A 19601-nucleotide genomic window follows, 5' to 3' on the forward strand; every position below is an offset into this window, starting at 1 on the left:
TTTGAATAATTATTTTAAAAAGTGGGATTTATGAAAAAGAAAAGTATAACAGTCGCAATATTAGACATGTACAATGGCGAACCTAATCAGGGAATGCGATGTATTATTGATGTTGTTAACCGATTTGCCCCTTTTGTATGTTTCAAAATATTTGATGTCAGAGGAAAATGTGAGTTGCCCGAAATTGATCAGTTTGATATTTATATTTCCTCCGGAGGTCCCGGAAATCCGTTAGAAGGAGATGGCGAATGGGACAAAAAATATTATGCTTTTATAGATTCCATTGTAAAATGGAATACTGAAAATCCGATAAAAAAACACGTTCTTTTTATTTGTCATTCTTTTCAAATGGCTTGCAAGCATTTTGGTTTGGCCGAAATTACAAAACGAAACGACACCTCGTTTGGTGTAATGACCATTCATAAAACCAAAGACGGTCTCAAAGATTTGTTATTCGAAGGTTTATCTGATCCATTTTATGCTATCGACTCCAGAGATTATCAGGTAGTTCAACCAAAATTGAGTGTTTTTGCTAAAAAAGGCGCAAAAATCATTTCTCTGGAAAAAATAAGAGATCATGTGCAATACGAAAGAGCCATCATGGCGGTACGTTTTACAGATCATTTGGTAGGAACACAATTTCATCCTGAAGCTGATCCCATTAGTTTTCTGTCACATCTGAGAAATAAAGAAGTAAAAGACAAAATAAGAAAAATGAAAGGCAAACGAAAATTCAGAAATATGCTGGAAGACTTAGTTGACGATGATAAAATATATCGAACTAACGAGACTTTGATTCCTAATTTTCTTCGTTCTGCCATTACTGACCTGATGCAATCTAAAAAAATCATGTCAAATTAAATAAATTATTGTGCTACTATAAATATTGAAACACTGATTGAACAGATTAAGGAAATTATAGCAAATGAAGATAAATTTCTTTTTATTTATCCAATTAATACTATCTGTGTTCCAATTTTTTAATAATTAAATCTATATGATTTCTAAATATCGAAAATTATTTAACGAACAATTTACCGAAGAAAAATACCAGGCTTTAAAAGAAGATATTGCAACTGATTTTGATTATAACCCGACTTTTCGATTAGGAGAAACCCCTTTTTTTATTTCCAACGAATTAAAAGAACAACTTATCGAAGGCTGTAATGATGTTATAAATTTAATTCAACAAAGTAACTTCAAAGAACTTACAGATAAAGCATTAGAATTAAACAATAAAGTTCCAAACGAAGATGAACACAGTACTTTTTTAGCTATCGATTTTGGAATTTGCGAAGAGAACGGAAAAACAATTCCTAAATTAATTGAGGTACAGGGTTTTCCTTCTTTGTTTAATTATCAGGTTAATTTATTTGAGAAATTTAAAAAGCAATATCCTTTTCTTAAAGAGTTAACACCATTCCTGAATGATACTACACCTCAGGAGTATTTGAAAACTTTGGAGGCTGTTTTTTGCAACAATCATCCCAAGGAAAATGTTATTCTACTGGAAATAGAACCCGAAAAACAAAACACAAAAATTGATTTTTATTATTGCAAAAGAGACCTCGGAATTCCTTTTGTATGTGTCACCGATTTGATTAAAAAAGGCAATCAGTTATTTTATAAAAATGAAAATGGAGACGAAGTTTTAGTAAAACGCATTTACAATAGAGTCATTTTTGACGAATTGGATTTACGCACTGATTTAAAATTGAATTTTAGTTTTTCGGATGAATTGGACGTAGAATGGGCTGGACATCCCAATTGGTTTTTCAGAATCAGTAAGTTTATTTTGCCTTTGCTTAAAGGAAAATATTTTATTGAAACTACGCTGTTAAGTGATTTAAAAGAAATTCCGGAAGACTTAGAAAATTATGTATTGAAACCTCTTTTCTCGTTCTCAGGTTCAGGCGTGATTTTCCATGTAAAAAAAGAAGATATAGAAGCTGTTGTTGATAAAGAACTGTATATTCTTCAGAAAAAAGTCAATTATTTACCTATTATTCAATCGCCTGACGGAAAAGTAAAAGCCGAAGTGAGAATGCTTTGTACCTGGAAAAAAGAAGATACTTCTCCTACTCTTTTGTGCAATTTAGTGCGTTTGAGTCGCGGAGAAATGATTGGTGTAAAATACAATAAAGATAAAGACTGGGTGGGCGGAACTATTGGATTATTTGAAAGATAGATGAGAACTTTTTTGTGCTAATCCGAAAATTAGATATAAAAAAACTCCTTAATTACTTAAGGAGTTTCTTGGTGGGCGATGAGGGGTTCGAACCCCCGACCCCCTCGGTGTAAACGAGGTGCTCTGAACCAGCTGAGCTAATCGCCCTATTTTGTTTTGCTATCATTGCTGATTGCGAGTGCAAATATACAGCTAGATTTTATATTTGCAAGCATAATTTGAAAATAAATTAATAAAAAATTACACTTATTTTCTTTCTTGCTTAGATACAGACTTTTAGACAAACTAAGCTTAGCTATATTTTTTTGCTATCACTGGCTTATAGTAGTACATTTGCATTCTAAAATAAAAATACGAATGGCTAGGTACAAAGAAAACGATTTACCAAAATCAAAAATTACAGCAAGTTCGCTTAAAAAGGCAAAAATTATTTTTAAATACGCCGGGAATAACAGTTGGAAATTTTATGTAGGATTGATTTTTTTATTGCTAACGAGTGTCACGGCATTGGCCTTCCCAAAGTTCATGGGAATGCTTGTAGACTGTGTTAACAAAAAAGATGCCGGCTTAGCGAACCAAATCGCCTTAGGATTAGGATTGGTTTTAATATTACAATCGGTATTTTCTTTTTTCAGATTGTCTTTGTTTGTTAACTTTACCGAAAACACCTTGGCCAATGTTCGATTGGCATTATATACTAATTTGGTTAAACTACCGATGTCATTCTTCTCTCAAAAAAGAGTTGGTGAATTAAACAGTCGAATTAGTAACGATATTACCCAAATTCAGGATACTTTAACAACAACCATTGCCGAGTTCCTGCGACAGTTCATCTTAATTATTGGAAGTTTTGTAATGCTAGCCAGTATCAACATTAAGTTGACGATAATGATGGTTTCGATTGTTCCTTTAGTCGGAGTAGCAGCGGTACTCTTTGGTCGTTTTATTCGAAAATATTCCAAAAAAGTGCAAGATCAGGTTGCCGAAAGTCAGGTGGTCGTTGAGGAAACCATGCAGGGAATTAGCATTGTAAAAGCCTTTGCGAATGAGTGGTACGAAATTGCCCGTTATCAGGGTAAAATAAAAGAAGTAGTTAAAGTTGCTATCAAAGGCGGGCAATTAAGAGGTTATTTTGCTTCTTTTATCATCATTTGTTTATTTGGAACTATTGTGGCTGTGGTTTGGTATGGTGTTCAATTAAGTATTGGTGGTGAAATATCCGTAGGTGAATTATTTACCTTTATTTTATATTCCAGTTATGTAGGTGCTTCTTCGGGAGGAATTGCGGAATTGTATGCTCAGGTTCAAAAGGCGATTGGAGCTACAGAGCGTGTTTTTGAATTACTAGACGAAACTCCTGAAAAAATTAATGCGACTACTAATTCAGCTTCAATCGAGAAAATAAAAGGAAATGTAACTTTCAAAAATGTTGCTTTTAGTTATCCGTCCCGAAAAGAAATTCAGGTGTTGAAAGATGTAAATTTCACGGCTAATTTTGGTCAAAAAATTGCCATCGTGGGACCAAGTGGTGCCGGAAAATCAACTATTGCATCTTTATTATTGCGTTTTTACGATATTGATAGTGGAGAAATTTTAATTGATGATAAAAACATCCATGATTTTGATTTGGAAAACCTTCGTGGCAACATGAGTATTGTGCCTCAAGATGTAATTTTATTTGGCGGAACCATAAAAGAAAATATCGCTTACGGAAAACCAAATGCTACTGACGAAGAAATTTTATTAGCAGCCAGACAAGCCAATGCTTACAATTTTATCGAAAGTTTTCCAGAAAAAATGGAAACTGTTGTGGGCGAAAGAGGAATTAAACTTTCCGGTGGTCAAAGACAGCGTATTGCTATTGCTCGTGCTTTACTTAAAAATCCTAGTATTTTAATTTTAGACGAGGCTACTTCGTCTTTGGATAGCGAAAGCGAAAAATTAGTTCAGGAAGCACTGGAAATTTTGATGGAAGGAAGAACAAGTATTATTATTGCGCACCGCTTATCAACGATTCGCTCAGCTGATCAAATTCTAGTTATTGATAACGGAATGATTAGCGAACAAGGAACGCATTCTGAATTAATAGGCTTAGAAAACGGAATTTACAAAAACCTAAGTAATCTACAGTTTAGTAATTCATAATAAGAAATACACAGATAAACCACTAGGACTTAAAGTTCATAGATTTTGTTGGCAGCCTAAAAATCTTCTAGGTTAAAGACCAATTAGAAAACTTAAACCGCAGATTCGCAGATTTTTGATATAGATGCAAAATATTTCAATCTGGGAATCTGCGGTAATTTTTTTAGAAACTAAAAGTAACAACGTAAAATGCAGAGTTTTAAACTATTTTGAGACTAATTGAAACAGTAAGATTAACTCAAAAAAAAACATAAAAAAAACCGCAAATCCTAATAAAATTTGCGGTTTTAATTTTTCAAGAAAAAAAATTATCCTCTTATTAATTTTCTGTATTTCAAACGTTTTGGAGTTAAATCACCACCAAGGCGTTTCTTCTTATTTTCTTCATATTCGGTGAAACTTCCTTCGAAGAAATATACTTCAGAGTTTCCTTCAAAAGCTAAAATGTGAGTACAAATACGGTCTAAGAACCATCTGTCGTGCGAAATAACTACGGCACATCCGGCGAAATTTTCTAAACCTTCTTCTAATGCACGAAGTGTATTTACATCCAAATCATTCGTTGGCTCATCCAGCAACAATACGTTTCCTTCTTCTTTCAAAGTCATTGCCAGGTGCAAACGGTTACGTTCTCCACCAGAAAGCATCGATACTTTCTTGTTTTGTTCTCCTCCACCAAAGTTAAAACGCGATAAATAAGCTCTTGAATTCACTTGTTTTCCTCCCATCATAATCAACTCCTGTCCATCAGCAAAGTTTTCCCAAATGGATTTATTTGGATCAATATTAGAGTGCGATTGATCAACGTAAGCAATTTTAACCGTTTCCCCAACAGTGAATTCTCCACCATCAGTTTGTTGTTCGCCCATAATCATTTTGAAAATAGTTGATTTACCAGCACCGTTTGGCCCAATAATTCCAACAATTCCAGCCTGTGGCAAAGTGAAATTCAAATTATCATACAATAATTTTTCTCCAAAAGCTTTAGCAACATTTTTAGCTTCGATAACATTAGTTCCTAAACGTGGACCATTTGGAATGTAAATTTCTAATTTTTCATCCAATTGTTTTTGGTCTTCGTTCAACAACTTATCGTAGTTCTGCAAACGCGCTTTTTGTTTTGTTTGACGACCTTTAGCTCCTTGACGAACCCAGTCCAACTCACGCTCCAAAGTTTTTCTTCTTTTCGAAGCTACTTTTTCTTCTTGTGCCAAACGGTTTGATTTTTGGTCTAACCAAGAAGAATAATTCCCTTTCCAAGGAATACCTTCTCCTCTATCTAATTCCAAAATCCAACCTGCAACATTATCCAGGAAATAACGGTCGTGCGTTACAGCAATTACAGTTCCTGAATATTGTGCCAAATGCTGCTCTAACCAAAGTACAGACTCCGCATCAAGGTGGTTGGTAGGCTCATCCAAAAGCAAAACATCTGGTTGTTGCAATAACAAACGACATAAAGCTACACGACGACGCTCTCCTCCTGAAAGATTTTTGATTGGTGTATCTCCGTCTGGAGTGCGTAAAGCATCCATTGCAATTTCTAATTTGGTATCGATTTCCCAAGCACCTAAAGCATCAATTTTATCTTGCAAAGCCGCCTGACGCTCCATTAACTTATCCATTTTATCCGGATCAGAATAGTTTTCTTCAAGACCAAATAAATCATTGATTTGGTTGTATTCTGCTAAAACTGCCATTGTTTCAGCAGCTCCTTCCTGAACAATTTCTAAAACAGTTTTAGAATCATCCAAAATAGGTTCCTGCTCCAAATATCCAACAGTGTAACCCGGTTGAAAAACAACATCTCCCTGATAGTTTTTATCAACTCCGGCAATAATTTTTAAAAGTGAAGATTTACCTGAACCATTTAAACCAAGAATACCAATCTTAGCCCCGTAAAAGAAACTCAAATAAATGTTTTTCAACACTGGCTTATCTGCTCCCTGATAGGTTTTACTCAATTTTTGCATTGAGAATATTACTTTCTTATCGTCTGACATAATTTAAAGTTTATTGTTTTTTGTTTGTTGTTTATCGTTTGTTAATTACAAACTACCTTTTAATTATTTAAATTTTAATCCTTTAATTTCACAATTATTCAAATAGTTCATCATCGAACCTATTTTATTTTTTTCAATTTCAATCATTTCATTCAGTTTTAAATGTTGTTCTTCTGAAATCAATTTTTTATCAAAAGCCCTATATGATTGTGATTTTGCTTCACCAGCAGAACCCTTTGCTATACTTAAAAACTGAATAAACTCTCTATTACCATTTCTTTCGAAACCTTCGGCTATATTATCCATTATAGAACCTGAACTTCTGTCAATTTGGTCTTTTAAAGAAAAGTTTGATTTTAAATTTGTAGTCTGAATTAATAATTCAACGTATTGGCAAATTTCTCTTGCTTTCTGCCAAATTTCTAATCCTTCAAATTTTGATATTGTTGCCATAACTACAAACTATTAACTACAAACTTTTTAAACCCTTCCCTTAAGCGAGCTAAAAACCCATGCAATGGCAAAAAATCCAATACCCACGGCAGCAAATCCAATACCTGAAACGTCGCGGTATTTGAAGATTCCTAAAGCAATTAAGATTAATCCCATTACAATCATTATAAAAGTAGCCCATCCTAAGATGGTATTTTTATTCATTCCCATTATTGTGGTATTTTTTAAAATGCAAATATCGTTAATTTATAATGCTAATTAAAAATATGATACAGCATTTCTTTTAATAAATCAGCATTAGATAAGGCGTTAGCTCCTACTCCTTTGCTTTTAACATCAATTTCTCTTAATGCAGCTACTATTTGACTTACTTTTCGCATCGGATAATTTTTCAAAGCCAGATCATATTCCTTTAAGAAAAAGGGATTTACCCCTAAAACAGTCGCCACATTCTTAGGATTTTTGTCTTTTAATCCGTGGTATTTTAATAATTGCACAAAGAATCCAAAAACCAGACTCGTGGTAACAACCATCGGATTTTCTTTAGGATTGCTGGCAAAATTTTCGGCAATCGTGTATGCTTTTAATTGATTGCGTTCTCCAATGGCTTTTCGCAATTCGAATACATTAAAATCTTTGCTGAATCCAATGTTTTCTTCAATATCTTTTGGAGAAATGGTGCTTCCTTTCGGTAAAATAATCTGCAATTTTTCGAGTTCATTATTTATCTTACTCAAATCAGTCCCTAAAAACTCCACTAACATGGCTGAAGCTTTGGGTTCAATAGCATATTTTTTTCCTGACAAAACACGCTTAATCCAATCGCCTACCTGATTTTCATACAGTTTTTTACTCTCATAAACGACTCCGTTTTTGGCTATAGCCTTGGTTACTTTTTTACGTTTGTCTAAGGTTTTGTATTTGTAACAAAAAACTAAAACGGTAGAAAGCATTGGATTTTCGACATAAGCTTCTAATTTATCGATGGTTTTAGTCAAATCCTGAGCTTCTTTTACAATTACCACCTGACGTTCGGCCATCATTGGGTAACGTTTAGCAGTCGAAACAATATCTTCAACCGAAACATCTCTGCCGTACATCACCGTTTGATTGAATCCTTTTTCGTCTTCAGATAAAACATTTTCTTCAATATAATCCGATAACTTATCTATATAATAAGGTTCCTCCCCCATTAAAAAATAAATAGGTTTGATATTTCCGGCTTTTATATCGTTTACAATTTTTATGACTTCGTCCATTCTTTTGGTTTATAGTTTGGAGTTTATGGTTTATTTGAAAACAACAAACCATAAACTATAAACAAAATAACTATTTTTGCCTCATGCAAAAACTCAATTTTCAAGCTTATACTTTTCGTTTCAAAAATAGCGAAAATAAAACGGCAATTTTTGATGAAATCAGGAAAAAATTCATCATTCTTACTCCCGAAGAATGGGTTCGTCAGCATGTAGTCCGTTTTTTATTGGAAGAGAAAAAATATCCAAAATCCTTAATTAATGTCGAAAAAGTATTATTGGTCAACGGATTAAGAAAAAGATACGATGTGGTTGTTTTTAATCCTGACGGTTCCATCCATATTTTAGTCGAATGCAAAGCACCCGAAGTAAAAATCACCCAGGGGACTTTTGACCAAATTGCCCGCTACAATATGACGATGAAATCCAGTTTTTTGATGGTAAGCAATGGATTGAATCATTATTTTTGCCAAATGGATTATGAGAATGAGAAATACCAATTTCAAGCCGAACTTCCCGATTATAAAATAGAAAACACACCAAAACCTTGAAAAAAATAGCAGTCGTTATCCTTAATTGGAATGGAACAAAATTACTGGAACAGTTCTTACCTTCCGTTGTAAAATATTCTCCAGAAGCTGAAATTTATGTTGCCGATAATGCTTCGACTGATGATTCTGTTGACTTTGTAAAAGCGAATTTTCCAACTGTTAAAATTGTAAAAAACACCGGGAATTATGGTTTTGCCAAAGGTTACAACGAAGCTTTGCAACACATTGATGCCGAAATTTATGCTTTGGTCAATTCAGATATTGAAGTGACTGAAAATTGGTTAAATCCTATTTTAGAAACTTTCGAAAACGAACCAAAAACAGCTATTATCCAACCTAAATTATTGGATTTTAAAAACAAAGAATACTTTGAATATGCCGGTGCTGCTGGTGGTTTCATTGACAAATATGGCTATCCTTATTGTCGTGGACGTATTTTTGAAACTATCGAAAAAGATAACGGGCAATATAATGACGCCCTTGAAATCACTTGGGCTTCAGGAGCCTGTTTTTTCATTCGCAGTAAAGTATATCATGAATTAAAAGGATTTGATGCTGATTTTTTTGCGCATCAGGAAGAAATTGATTTGTGTTGGCGTGCAAAAAATTTAAATTATACAATCAAATACAACCCTAATTCAGTAGTATATCATGTAGGCGGAGCGACTTTACAACAAGGAAATCCAAAGAAAACTTTTCTGAATTTCCGAAATTCATTATTAATGTTGGTTAAAAATTTACCCAAAGAAAGTTTGTATTCGGTTTTATTTATTCGATTATTACTCGATGGAATTGCTGGAATACATTTTTTAACACAAGGAAAATTCAGTCATTTCTGGGCAATTTTGAAAGCACATTTTTATTTTTACAGCTTATTTTCAGAAACTTACAAGAAAAGAGGTGATTTTCAATCAAAAACATACTATACTGTTAAAAGTATCGTTATAAATTACTATTTAAACAATGGCAAGGTCTTTGCGAAGTAAAATTAACATTATTTTATATTTAATTTCTAAACATTAAAAACTAAATTTGTAAAAACTCAAAAACTAATAAAATTTATGAAAAAAGTTGTAATTGCCCTTTCGGTACTCGCTCTTTTAACTTCTTGTGTATCTAAAAAGAAATACGCAGCTTTAGAAGCAAAAAACAAAGAAACTCAGGATTTATTAAATACTGCTACTGTAAAATTAAATTCATGCCTTGAAGAAAAAGCAGGACTTACAGCAAGAGTTGAAGGTTTAAAAGAACAAAATCAAGGTTTAATCAGTACTTCAAAAGATTTGACTATGTTAACAGCTAAAGGAGCTGAAAACTTAGAAAAATCACTGGAAAGCTTAAAAGAAAAAGATTTAAAAATATCCAGACTTCAGGATGCTTTAACCAGAAAAGACAGTGTTACACTTGCTGTTGTAACCAGCTTAAAAAGCGTAGTAGGATTAAACGATGAAGATATCGAAATCAATGTTGAAAAAGGAGTAGTATTTATTTCTATTTCTGATAAAATGTTGTTTAAAACAGGTAGTTATAATGTAACTGACAGAGCAAAAAGCGTTTTAGCAAAAGTGGCAAAAGTAGTTAACGATAAACCGGATTTTGAATGTATGGTTGAAGGTCATACTGATAATGTACCTTACATTGGAAACAACATCTTGTTAGACAACTGGGATTTGAGTGTGAAACGTTCTACTTCTATCATCCGTGTGTTAACAAACGAATTAGGTGTGAAACCAGAACAATTAGTTGCCGCAGGTAGAAGTTCTTATGTTCCTTTAGTACCAAACACTTCTGCTGAAAACAGAGCTAAAAACAGAAGAACCCGTATTCTTGTTCTTCCTAAAATTGACCAGTTCTATGATATGGTTGAAAAAGAAATGAAAAAACAACAAAAATAAGATAGTGGTCAGTGAACAGTCCTGATAGTTCTCGGTATTAGTTTACGGCTTACAACAAAAAAACGTCCCATCCCGTAGTTATCGGAATTTGGGACGTTTTTTTATGGCAATGTGGTTAAAAATAGTTGGTAATTTTATCTCCTTTTATTGGAGAATAATTCTTTTTTAAAGTACCATTAACCTTTAAGGAATCAAAATAACACTTTATCCCTTTAGCTTTATCAAAACTTTCTTGGTTTTGAATATGAAAATGTAAATGTGGCTCTGAAGAATTACCAGAATTCCCACTCAAACCAAGTAATTTACCCTGTTTTATAAAATCCCCTTGTTTTACTTTCAATGAATTTTGCTTGAAATGTGCCAATAAAATATACTCTTCATTTTTTGTTTTCAACAAAATAGAATTCCCTAATAAAAACATCGTATTCATAACTCCTGGAACATTGTCTTTAATTCCATCAATAGCAAAAACAACTTCTGCATCGCAAGGAGCAATAATTTCTTTTCCAAAACAATAATAATCTTCGTTTGTTTTACCATCTGTTTTATAACTTTTTCCCTCCTTATTAATCACAATATCAAATGCATTCTGCTGAAAATTTGAGACAACATGATAATTTAAAATTCTGGTATCACCACCCCAAAAAACCGTCCATTCTTCTTTAAAAGGTAATTGCATAGGAGTAACATTTCTTTTAATTTCAGGAAATTTACTGGCATCATAAGGCGAAGCATAAATTCCACTTATTTTAGTATCACTTAAGGCTAGATATAAACACAATACACCTTTATCAAAATCAGTCTTGTAAACATCAAAATTATCCTTAAAACCTACCAATTCCATTTTATGAATTGCACCATAACTTGAATTCAATTTTGTTAAAAAATCTTTCATTTCATTAAGAGGTAAATTCTTTTTGGCAAAATCCGAAAATGAAGCATGTATCTTATCATACTGTGATGTATTATATAAATTTTGAAACTGCTTTAATATAGCTGGATTTTCAATATTTTCACTTTGAGAATATCCAACAACCAAATTGAAACATAATAAGATTACGAAGTAATACTTTTTCATTTTTAAACTATTTCGAACTAATTAATATTTATAAAAGTATAAAAAAAACATCCTGATTACTCAAGATGTTTTTTATTGACTAAAAATCCTTTTTTTACTTAAAGGATATCCAAACTTCCCTTTCCTTCACGAATTACTTCAGGTTCATGTCCTGACAAGTCAATAATAGTAGAAGCCACATTATCCCCATAACCACCATCAATAACCATATCAACCAGATTCTGCCATTTTTCAAAAATCAGTTCAGGATCAGTGGTATATTCTACCACATCATCTTCATCACGAATAGACATTGTAACGATAGGATTTCCCAGTACTCTTACAATTTCCAGCGTAATATTATTTTCAGGCACACGAATACCCACAGTAGTTTTCTTTTTAAATTCTCTTGGTAAATTATTATTTCCCGGTAAAATAAAAGTATAAGGACCCGGCAAAGCTCTTTTTAAAATTTTAAAAGTCGCGGTATCAATTTGCTTCACATAATCCGAAAGATTGCTCAAATCGTGACAAATAAACGAAAACTTCGCTTTTTCAAGCTTTACACCTTTAATTTTTGCGATTTTTTCTAAAGCTCTGGAATTAGTAATATCGCAACCCAAACCATACACTGTGTCTGTTGGATAAATTACCAGACCACCATCTCTTAAAACCTTAACCACTTTAGCAATAGCTGCTTCGGATGGTTTGTCTTCGTATATTTTTATGAATTCTGCCATTTTTTATTTTATTTCTAATAGTATTAAAGTTAAAAAAAAACCATTGACTTATGCTTATACTTTCTGCATTCTTGATTCTGATTTCTGTTTTACCCAATAACATCCAACTTCGCAAATCGTAGCAAAAGCTTTTTAATCCCTCCCACTTCAAACTTAATTTCAGCCTTTTTATCGGCACCAACGCCTTCCAAATTTAATACTTGTCCTCGCCCAAAACGTTCGTGCATAACAATATTTCCGGCAGTTAATTGATTATCAAATAAGTTCGCAGCTCCTGAAGGAGCATTAGAAGAAACCGGTTTTAATTTTCTGATTGCCGCTTCCGGTTTGGGTTGGTTATCAGTAATATATTTTGGAGGCGTTCCATTTGAAGGTTTTGCTAAACGTAATTTAGATTTGTCTACATCTCCAAAAACATCCTTATCAATCATAGGTTTAAATCGATAATTACTTTCGGCCGGTGTTAGGTATTCTAAAAATTGCCCATCAATTTCTTCGATAAAACGCGAAGGTTCGCTGTCTGTCAATTTCCCCCAACGGTAACGCGATTGCGAATAAGTCAAATACGCCTGATGTTCGGCCCTTGTTAAGGCAACATAAAACAAACGGCGTTCTTCCTCTAATTCTGAACGCGTACTCATACTCATAGCTGACGGAAACAAATCTTCTTCCATTCCTACCACAAAAACATGAGGAAACTCCAGTCCTTTTGCCAGGTGAATCGTCATCAAAGCCACACGATCTTCATCGCCGGTATCTTTGTCTAAATCGGTTGCCAATGCCACATCTTCCATAAATTCAGACAAAGAACCACGGGCTCCGTCAATTTCTCTTTGACCTTCGGTAAAATCTTTAATACCGTTTAATAATTCTTCGATATTCTGGATTTTTGCCATTCCTTCCGGAGTAGCATCTTTCTTTAATTCCTGAACTAATCCTGTTTTTTTAGAAACATGATCCGTAATATAAAAAGCATCCTGATTTTCGTTAATCACCTGAAAACTCTGAATCATCGTAACGAAATCCTGTAATTTCTGTTTGGTTCCCGAATTCAGTTTTAAATCGATGCGATCAATATTCTGCATCACTTCAAAAATTGATCTTTTGTAATGATTCGCTGCAACAGTCAATTTTTCAATAGTCGTATCCCCTATTCCTCGTGCCGGATAATTGATAACACGTATTAAAGCTTCTTCGTCCTTAGGATTAAGTACTAATCGCAAATAACACAAAACGTCTTTGATTTCTTTTCTTTGGTAAAAAGACAAACCTCCATAAATTCGATACGGAATATCTCTTTTTCTGAGTGCATCTTCCATTGCTCGCGATTGCGCATTAGTTCGATACAAAATAGCAAATTGACCGTTAGTCATTTGATTTTGCATTTTTTGTTCGAAAATAGTGCTGGCAACAAAACGACCTTCTTCTGCATCGGTTAAACTGCGGTGTACTTTAATTTTTGGTCCAAACTCATTGGCAGTCCAAACCACCTTCTCCAGTTTGGTTTTATTATGTTCCATTACCGTATTTGCTGCTTCCACAATATTTCGGGACGAACGGTAATTTTGTTCTAATCTATAGGTCTGAACACCTTGATAATCTTTTTGGAAATTCAGGATATTATTGATGTTCGCTCCACGGAAAGCATAAATACTTTGTGCATCATCACCCACCACACAAATATTCTGGAATTTATCCGATAAAGCACGAACAATCAAATATTGAGAATGGTTAGTATCCTGGTACTCATCCACCAGAATATAGCGGAAACGATTTTGGTATTTGGCTAAAACTTCCGGAAAACGAGTTAATAATTCATTGGTTTTCAACAATAAATCATCAAAATCCATCGCTCCCGATTTGAAACAACGATCTACATAAGCCTGATAGATTTCGCCCATTCTCGGCTTTTTAGCCATGGCATCGGCTTCCTGTAAATCGGGATCATTGAAATAGGCTTTTACCGTAATCAAACTATTTTTGAAAGTCGAAATTCGGCTTAGAATCTGTTTGGGTTTATAGATATCCCTGTCCAATTGCATTTCTTTAATAATTCCGGAAATAGCACGCAGCGAATCCTGAGAATCATAAATAGTAAAATTAGAAGGATAACCTAATTTGTCTGCTTCCGAACGTAAAATTTTAGCGAAAATAGAGTGAAAAGTTCCCATCCAAAGGTTTTTGGCTTCGCTGGCACCCACAATGTCAGCAATACGGTTTTTCATCTCACGCGCCGCTTTATTGGTAAAGGTAAGCGACAAAATATTAAAAGCATCAATTCCCTGATGCATCAAATAAGCAATTCTAATGGTTAACACACGGGTTTTTCCAGAACCGGCACCGGCAATAATAATCATTGGACCATCTTTTTGTAGTACTGGTGCGCGCTGAGCTTCGTTGAGTTGCGAAATATATTGTTGCATTATTTTTTTCTATTTATGCAAAAATAAGTATTTACAGGGATTTATTTCGTAAAGATTCTCAAAGTAACACAGAGAAACGCAAAGTTTTTTTTAACCATAAACTAATACTTCTCTTTGCTATATACTTTCACAGAGATTCGCTAAGAAACTCAGAGAGACACAAAGCATTTTATTTAATTTCTTTGCGAAGCTTTGTGTAATATATTCCGCAAAGAAACGCAAAGTCAACACAGAGATACGCTAAGATTTTAAACTTATCTTTGCGAGTCTTTGTGCTTTTCTCTTAGCGAATCTTTGTGAAATAACTCTAAAAGTATACTTTTGCTTTCAAATTTTATACCCAAATGAACTCTACAAATATCATCGAAATAATAGCTTACACAATACCATCAGTAATCACAGGCGGAGTTGCCTATTTTTTATTCAATTCGCATTTTAAAGACCAGCAAAACACCCGACGTTGGTTATTGCAAAAAGACAATCAAAAAACAGCTCTACCTTTGCGTTTACAGGCTTATGAGAGAATGACTTTGTTGATGGAACGCATTAATCCGTCACAATTAATGGTGCGTATTAATCCTGTTTCTACTGATAAAAACGATTATGCCAATTATGTAATTGCACACATAGAACAGGAATTTGAACACAATATAGCACAGCAAATTTATCTTTCTGACAAATGCTGGACTGTTATTTTAACGGCTAAAAATGCAATTGTTCAAATGATTCGTTCAGTTACTAAGAACGAGAAAATAACTAATGCTGATGAACTAAGAACAGCTATAATCAGTGAATTATTAGAAAAAACTTCGCCTACTAACACCGCCCTGGCTTTTATAAAAAATGAAGTAGCCGAATTGTGGTAAGCTATTTATCTATTTCAACAACATCACTTTTTAAGACAATGTCTTTTTTCAAAGCATATTGAAATCCTTCCTCCCACCATTGTGTCATTTTGGCTTTGTTAAAAATTAAGGCGTTATTAGTCAAATCAATCGGAGTGTAATAGAGATTGAGTTTTACGTTGTTATGAGAAGCCGATAAGGTCCCTAATAAAATATTATGCTTTCCTATTTGATCCAATTCAATTTGGAACAAATCAATCAATAAAGAGAACGGATTTCTTCCAATAGTTGTTCTGGGAATTGCTTGTTCTGTTTCTAAAATAACCACATCAATTTCGGTAGCACCGCGATTAATGGCTTCCTGAATAGGCACTAGGCTCGAAAAACCACCATCGGCATAGTCATAACCCTTAATATTTACAATACTCATAAAAGGAATATAGTTACTGGAAATCCAAACCCAATCGCAAAATTCATCATAAGTACAATCTTTTATCGACTTGTACTCGGATTCATTGGTTGAAAGATTGGTTACTGTAACAATTACATCAGTATTCTGAGCTTTTAATTGATTAAATTCGGTTATAGGAAAATTTTTTTTAATATAAGAGCGTAATTTTTTGCTTTCACCAAAGGTTCTTTTTCCTCTAAAAAACTGATATAACACATTAAAGTGATTGATACTTACCACATCAATTCCGTTCTTTTTTTTAACTATAAAAGGATTAACATTAAAAATTTTCCGCATATTAACATTAGTGTAAATACGACGAATTTTTTCGATATTTCCCAGAGCCAAATGAGGAATCAACAAACTTCCGGTAGAGGTTCCTAAAAACATATCGTATTTTATTTTTTTCTTTTCCAATAAAAATTGGGCAACACCGCCGGCAAATGCGCCTTTACTACCTCCTCCGGAAATTACTAATGCTCTCATATTATTTCATTTAATAATCGATTCAACTGAAACTGTTCTTTCTCATTCAAACTGCTTAAAATTCGAATAAAAGAATCTCTATAAATTTGATTTTTCAATAAAATCCGAATAGTATCTCTTCCAAATTTAGAAAATTGCCACATATGATGTGTGGTTGCCTTCACTAAATTTACTAAAACAATATCATTAATTATTTTAAACCCAATTAATTTTTCCAAAGCATTTTGTCTGGTTGTAGCCTCGAACTTATCAGATGTATAACTAATTAATTCATCAATTAAAACTTGTTTATCAGTTGAAAATTCAGGAGTATTCAGTGCTAATGACAACCATAAAGTTCTTAAATTATAATCATTAAAACCCATCCATTTCTTTGATTTTTCCAGATAATCCAATCGTTGTTTTGGGAAGTTTCGCCATAAATACAACAAAGCAATTTCCTGAGTTTGATAAGAATCATCACTTAAAAGACTTTCGTAATCCATTCGAAATTCTTCAGGGATTTTAGGTAACGAATAAGCCACAGCCTGACGAACTTGGGGATTGTTGCTTTCCAAAGCCAATTCTAAAAAGTTTTTTTTAGCTTCAAAAGTTTCGTTTCGGAGTTGATCAATAACCATTTCCTTTGCCGAATAATGAGCATCTGACATTAAAATCAATTTAAAAAAACCTTCTTTTTCAGATAAAGGTTTTGATTTTATTTTGTCCAGCTCCAGCATTATCTTGGTAATTTTATTTTTAACTAATAAAGCATTGACCTTTTGCGTATTAATTGTAGTTGATTCAAGCCATTCTTTAGAAAAATAATCAGTATTAAAATTGCTTAACTTTTTAATTTCAGTGAAAAAATCTTGAGTTGTTACGGTTTTGAAAGCGTATTTTTTCAAATAGTTTTTAATAATTCTTCTGAATTTCTTATCCCCTATTTCCTGATGCAAGACAAACAAAGCCCAAGCTCCTTTTTGATAATAACTCAACGAACTGGCTTTTTCATTTAAAACAGGAATTGTATCGGTTCTTGAAGCATATTTTATCTGCTGAATGGACTCATACATTTTGGAATAAAAGTAATCTTCTCCATAAATGGCTTTTTCAGCCAATAAAGCATAATAGGTAGCAAAACCTTCCTGCAACCAATGATGTTTTCCACTGGCGGCAGTAATTAAGTTTCCAAACCATTGATGGGCTAATTCATGTGCTTCCACATTAGTGTAATTTCTATCAGTAAAACCTATGGAATCTACCACATATCGGGTGGCAAATAAAGTTGCTGAAGTATTTTCCATTCCCGCATACAAAAAATCCCGAACCGGAGCTTGTTTGTAAATTTGCCACGGGTATTTTATGCCAATTTCTTTTTCTAAAAAATTAAAAATTCGTTTAGAATGACGATAAGTAGGCTCAAAACGAGAAATGTCTTTATTTTCGATATACAAATCCAGTGGTACTTTACTTTTGGAAAATTGAGTTTGTTTTTTGAATTTACCAATGGCAAGCATCAACAAATAGGAACTCATTGGTTTTTCCATTTGATAACTCCAAACAGTAGCGTTATTTTGATCTTTTTTTTGCTTTAAAACACCATTAGCAACCACCTGATAATTAGAATCAAATGCAATTTCGAGGTTAAAAATCAACTTTTCATTGACATCATCAAAACTTGGAAACCAATTACTGGTGTATTTTCCCTGACCCTGAGTCCAAATTTGCATATCTTCTGAATTTGGCGAACCCACAAAATACAAAGCCTGTTTAGGCGTTGCATTATAATTAAAAGTAAGCGTGTTTTTTCCTTTTTGAAACGGATGAATAATCAAAAGCTGTTTACCGGAATTTAGATATTGAACTTCTTTTTGATTCAATTCCACTTTTGAAAACTGCATATTTTGCGCATCAATTTTCAAAGTATCGATTGCTTTCAAAATTTCGAAGGAATAATTCACTGTTCCTGCAACCGATTTTTCAGTAGCATTTAAGCTTAATTGAGCCGAAACCGAAGTGAAATCAACCGTTTTTGCTTGTTGAGCAAAAAGAAAAGTGGAAATAAAAAGGAAAAAGTATTTCATTAAAAGTGTATTAAAGCTAGAAAACCAAAGTTACAAAGCTTTGATAAACTATTGAAAGTATTTTGTAAGTTTACCTCTTAAACTTTTAATAAAATTAAGTTGAAGAAAGCCCTTTTTAACTGGAGCAGCGGAAAAGATTCTGCTTTAGCCTTATACAAAATCCTGCAAAATCCTGAATTTGAAATCAACTGTTTGTTAACCAGTGTAAACCAACAATTTCAGCGCATTTCTATGCACGGTGTTAGAGTTGAACTGTTAAAACAACAAGCCGAAAGCATCGGAATTCCATTGGAAATTATGCAAATTCCCGAAATGCCTACGATGGAAGTCTATGAGAATGTAATGCAGCAAACATTGGAAAAACTAAAAAAGAAAGGAATTACTCATTCGGTTTTTGGGGATATTTTTCTGGAAGATTTACGCCAATATCGTGAAGACAAATTAGCAATTATGGGGTTTGAAGGTGTTTTCCCGATTTGGAAAATTCCAACAAAGGATTTAATTCAGGAATTTATTGCTTTAGGTTTTAAAACTATTGTGGTATGTGTCAACGAACGCTATTTAGACAAAAGTTTTGTAGGTCGTGTGATTGATCAGCAATTTATTGATGATTTACCCGAAAACGTAGATGTATGCGGAGAAAACGGCGAATTCCATACTTTTAGTTTTGACGGACCGATTTTTCAAAAACCGATCAATTTTGAAGTTGGCGAAGTGGTGTATCGAAAATATGAAAAGCCAAAACAAGACTCTTCAAATACAGCCTGTGATACCGATGATAAAACCGCTTTTGATTATGGGTTTTGGTATTGTGATTTGATTCCTAAATAATTCAGACCATTAGCAATATAAAAATAGTTTTTATTATACTGCTTCGGGGCAGAGTCCATGAGGTATTAGAAAACAACCGCAAATTCGCAGATTTTCATATTATAATCTGCGAATCAGCGTTAAAAAACGAAGCAAAGCTTCGAGGAATTAAACCTAAAGAGATTAAATCTGACTTATAAAGATTAAAAAAATAACAGGAATAAATTAATTT

The 19601-nt window shown here is 33.3% G+C and carries 17 protein-coding genes and 1 tRNA gene; 8 read left to right on the forward strand and 10 right to left on the reverse strand.

Translation table 11 applies throughout. The features are described 5' to 3' along the window. Positions 1–30 precede the first annotated feature (30 nt). Together BIW12_RS14730 and BIW12_RS14735 are read left to right on the forward strand one after the other, a co-directional pair. Complete coding sequence (locus BIW12_RS14730) at positions 31–861, forward strand: type 1 glutamine amidotransferase (RefSeq protein WP_071185809.1); 831 nt, start codon at positions 31–33, stop codon at positions 859–861. A gap of 136 nt (positions 862–997) precedes the next feature. Continuing rightward, the gene (locus BIW12_RS14735; RefSeq protein WP_071185810.1) at positions 998–2188 is read left to right on the forward strand and encodes a hypothetical protein; all 1191 of its coding nucleotides are present in this window, start codon (positions 998–1000) and stop codon (positions 2186–2188) included. A gap of 69 nt (positions 2189–2257) precedes the next feature. On the opposite strand, the gene BIW12_RS14740 is transcribed toward BIW12_RS14735, so the two are convergent. After that, positions 2258–2335: transfer RNA gene (locus BIW12_RS14740), tRNA-Val, on the reverse strand. Between the two features lie 210 nt (positions 2336–2545). Here BIW12_RS14740 and BIW12_RS14745 point away from each other — a divergent pair. Next, positions 2546–4333: an ABC transporter ATP-binding protein gene (locus tag BIW12_RS14745; RefSeq protein WP_071185811.1), complete on the forward strand. Its 1788-nt coding sequence runs from the start codon at positions 2546–2548 to the stop codon at positions 4331–4333. Between the two features lie 308 nt (positions 4334–4641). Here BIW12_RS14745 and ettA read toward each other — a convergent pair whose 3' ends face one another. The 4 genes from ettA to holA form a co-directional block, all read right to left on the reverse strand. Further along, positions 4642–6336 carry an energy-dependent translational throttle protein EttA gene (ettA, locus tag BIW12_RS14750; protein WP_071185812.1) on the reverse strand — a complete coding sequence of 565 codons (1695 nt, stop codon included), beginning with the start codon at positions 6334–6336 and terminating at the stop codon, positions 4642–4644. A gap of 63 nt (positions 6337–6399) precedes the next feature. Then, the gene (locus BIW12_RS14755; RefSeq protein WP_071185813.1) at positions 6400–6789 is read right to left on the reverse strand and encodes a four helix bundle protein; all 390 of its coding nucleotides are present in this window, start codon (positions 6787–6789) and stop codon (positions 6400–6402) included. 27 nt (positions 6790–6816) lie between these two features. Beyond that, positions 6817–6999 carry a CAL67264 family membrane protein gene (locus BIW12_RS14760; RefSeq protein ID WP_026713689.1) on the reverse strand — a complete coding sequence of 61 codons (183 nt, stop codon included), beginning with the start codon at positions 6997–6999 and terminating at the stop codon, positions 6817–6819. A gap of 44 nt (positions 7000–7043) precedes the next feature. After that, entirely contained in the window at positions 7044–8048 is a 1005-nt protein-coding gene (holA, locus tag BIW12_RS14765) for a DNA polymerase III subunit delta (protein WP_071185814.1), read from the reverse strand. 83 nt (positions 8049–8131) lie between these two features. Here holA and BIW12_RS14770 point away from each other — a divergent pair, with 83 nt between their 5' ends. The 3 genes from BIW12_RS14770 (at position 8132) to BIW12_RS14780 (ending at position 10491) form a co-directional block, all read left to right on the forward strand. Then, the gene (locus BIW12_RS14770) at positions 8132–8596 is read left to right on the forward strand and encodes a type I restriction enzyme HsdR N-terminal domain-containing protein (protein ID WP_071185815.1); all 465 of its coding nucleotides are present in this window, start codon (positions 8132–8134) and stop codon (positions 8594–8596) included. Further along, on the forward strand, positions 8593–9582 hold the full coding sequence (locus tag BIW12_RS14775) for a glycosyltransferase family 2 protein (RefSeq protein WP_071185816.1): 990 nt from the start codon (positions 8593–8595) through the stop codon (positions 9580–9582). Before BIW12_RS14770 ends, BIW12_RS14775 begins: the two co-directional genes overlap by 4 nt. 75 nt (positions 9583–9657) lie before the next feature. Further along, complete coding sequence (locus tag BIW12_RS14780) at positions 9658–10491, forward strand: OmpA/MotB family protein (RefSeq protein WP_071185817.1); 834 nt, start codon at positions 9658–9660, stop codon at positions 10489–10491. A 115-nt stretch (positions 10492–10606) separates the two neighbouring features. On the opposite strand, the gene BIW12_RS14785 is transcribed toward BIW12_RS14780, so the two are convergent. From BIW12_RS14785 to BIW12_RS14795, 3 genes are all read right to left on the reverse strand, one after another. Then, positions 10607–11569, reverse strand: a complete 963-nt coding sequence (locus BIW12_RS14785; protein WP_071185818.1) for a M23 family metallopeptidase — start codon at positions 11567–11569, stop codon at positions 10607–10609. A gap of 98 nt (positions 11570–11667) precedes the next feature. Beyond that, positions 11668–12288, reverse strand: a complete 621-nt coding sequence (locus tag BIW12_RS14790) for an L-threonylcarbamoyladenylate synthase (protein ID WP_071185819.1) — start codon at positions 12286–12288, stop codon at positions 11668–11670. 89 nt (positions 12289–12377) lie between these two features. Then, the gene (locus BIW12_RS14795; RefSeq protein ID WP_071185820.1) at positions 12378–14711 is read right to left on the reverse strand and encodes an ATP-dependent helicase; all 2334 of its coding nucleotides are present in this window, start codon (positions 14709–14711) and stop codon (positions 12378–12380) included. 344 nt (positions 14712–15055) lie between these two features. On the opposite strand from BIW12_RS14795, the gene BIW12_RS14800 reads away from it, so the two are divergent. After that, complete coding sequence (locus BIW12_RS14800; protein ID WP_071185821.1) at positions 15056–15577, forward strand: DUF7935 family protein; 522 nt, start codon at positions 15056–15058, stop codon at positions 15575–15577. 1 nt (position 15578) lies between these two features. On the opposite strand, the gene BIW12_RS14805 is transcribed toward BIW12_RS14800, so the two are convergent. Beyond that, complete coding sequence (locus BIW12_RS14805) at positions 15579–16493, reverse strand: patatin-like phospholipase family protein (protein WP_071185822.1); 915 nt, start codon at positions 16491–16493, stop codon at positions 15579–15581. Next, entirely contained in the window at positions 16490–18559 is a 2070-nt protein-coding gene (locus tag BIW12_RS14810; protein WP_071185823.1) for a M1 family metallopeptidase, read from the reverse strand. Before BIW12_RS14810 ends, BIW12_RS14805 begins: the two co-directional genes overlap by 4 nt. Before the next feature lie 99 nt (positions 18560–18658). Between BIW12_RS14810 and BIW12_RS14815 the strand changes: the two genes are divergently transcribed. After that, positions 18659–19390, forward strand: a complete 732-nt coding sequence (locus BIW12_RS14815; protein WP_071185824.1) for a Dph6-related ATP pyrophosphatase — start codon at positions 18659–18661, stop codon at positions 19388–19390. Positions 19391–19601: the final 211 nt, after the last annotated feature.

Origin of the sequence: Flavobacterium commune (genome assembly GCF_001857965.1) — a bacterium.
Lineage (GTDB): Bacteria > Bacteroidota > Bacteroidia > Flavobacteriales > Flavobacteriaceae > Flavobacterium > Flavobacterium commune.

Coding starts and splice junctions, on each gene's coding strand:
- BIW12_RS14730 (WP_071185809.1), top strand. CDS start 31: ATGAAAAAGAAAAGTATAACAGTCGCAATATTAGACATGTACAATGGC.
- BIW12_RS14735 (WP_071185810.1), top strand. CDS start 998: ATGATTTCTAAATATCGAAAATTATTTAACGAACAATTTACCGAAGAA.
- BIW12_RS14745 (WP_071185811.1), top strand. CDS start 2,546: ATGGCTAGGTACAAAGAAAACGATTTACCAAAATCAAAAATTACAGCA.
- ettA (WP_071185812.1), bottom strand. CDS start 6,336: ATGTCAGACGATAAGAAAGTAATATTCTCAATGCAAAAATTGAGTAAA.
- BIW12_RS14755 (WP_071185813.1), bottom strand. CDS start 6,789: ATGGCAACAATATCAAAATTTGAAGGATTAGAAATTTGGCAGAAAGCA.
- BIW12_RS14760 (WP_026713689.1), bottom strand. CDS start 6,999: ATGGGAATGAATAAAAATACCATCTTAGGATGGGCTACTTTTATAATG.
- holA (WP_071185814.1), bottom strand. CDS start 8,048: ATGGACGAAGTCATAAAAATTGTAAACGATATAAAAGCCGGAAATATC.
- BIW12_RS14770 (WP_071185815.1), top strand. CDS start 8,132: ATGCAAAAACTCAATTTTCAAGCTTATACTTTTCGTTTCAAAAATAGC.
- BIW12_RS14780 (WP_071185817.1), top strand. CDS start 9,658: ATGAAAAAAGTTGTAATTGCCCTTTCGGTACTCGCTCTTTTAACTTCT.
- BIW12_RS14785 (WP_071185818.1), bottom strand. CDS start 11,569: ATGAAAAAGTATTACTTCGTAATCTTATTATGTTTCAATTTGGTTGTT.
- BIW12_RS14790 (WP_071185819.1), bottom strand. CDS start 12,288: ATGGCAGAATTCATAAAAATATACGAAGACAAACCATCCGAAGCAGCT.
- BIW12_RS14795 (WP_071185820.1), bottom strand. CDS start 14,711: ATGCAACAATATATTTCGCAACTCAACGAAGCTCAGCGCGCACCAGTA.
- BIW12_RS14800 (WP_071185821.1), top strand. CDS start 15,056: ATGAACTCTACAAATATCATCGAAATAATAGCTTACACAATACCATCA.
- BIW12_RS14805 (WP_071185822.1), bottom strand. CDS start 16,493: ATGAGAGCATTAGTAATTTCCGGAGGAGGTAGTAAAGGCGCATTTGCC.
- BIW12_RS14810 (WP_071185823.1), bottom strand. CDS start 18,559: ATGAAATACTTTTTCCTTTTTATTTCCACTTTTCTTTTTGCTCAACAA.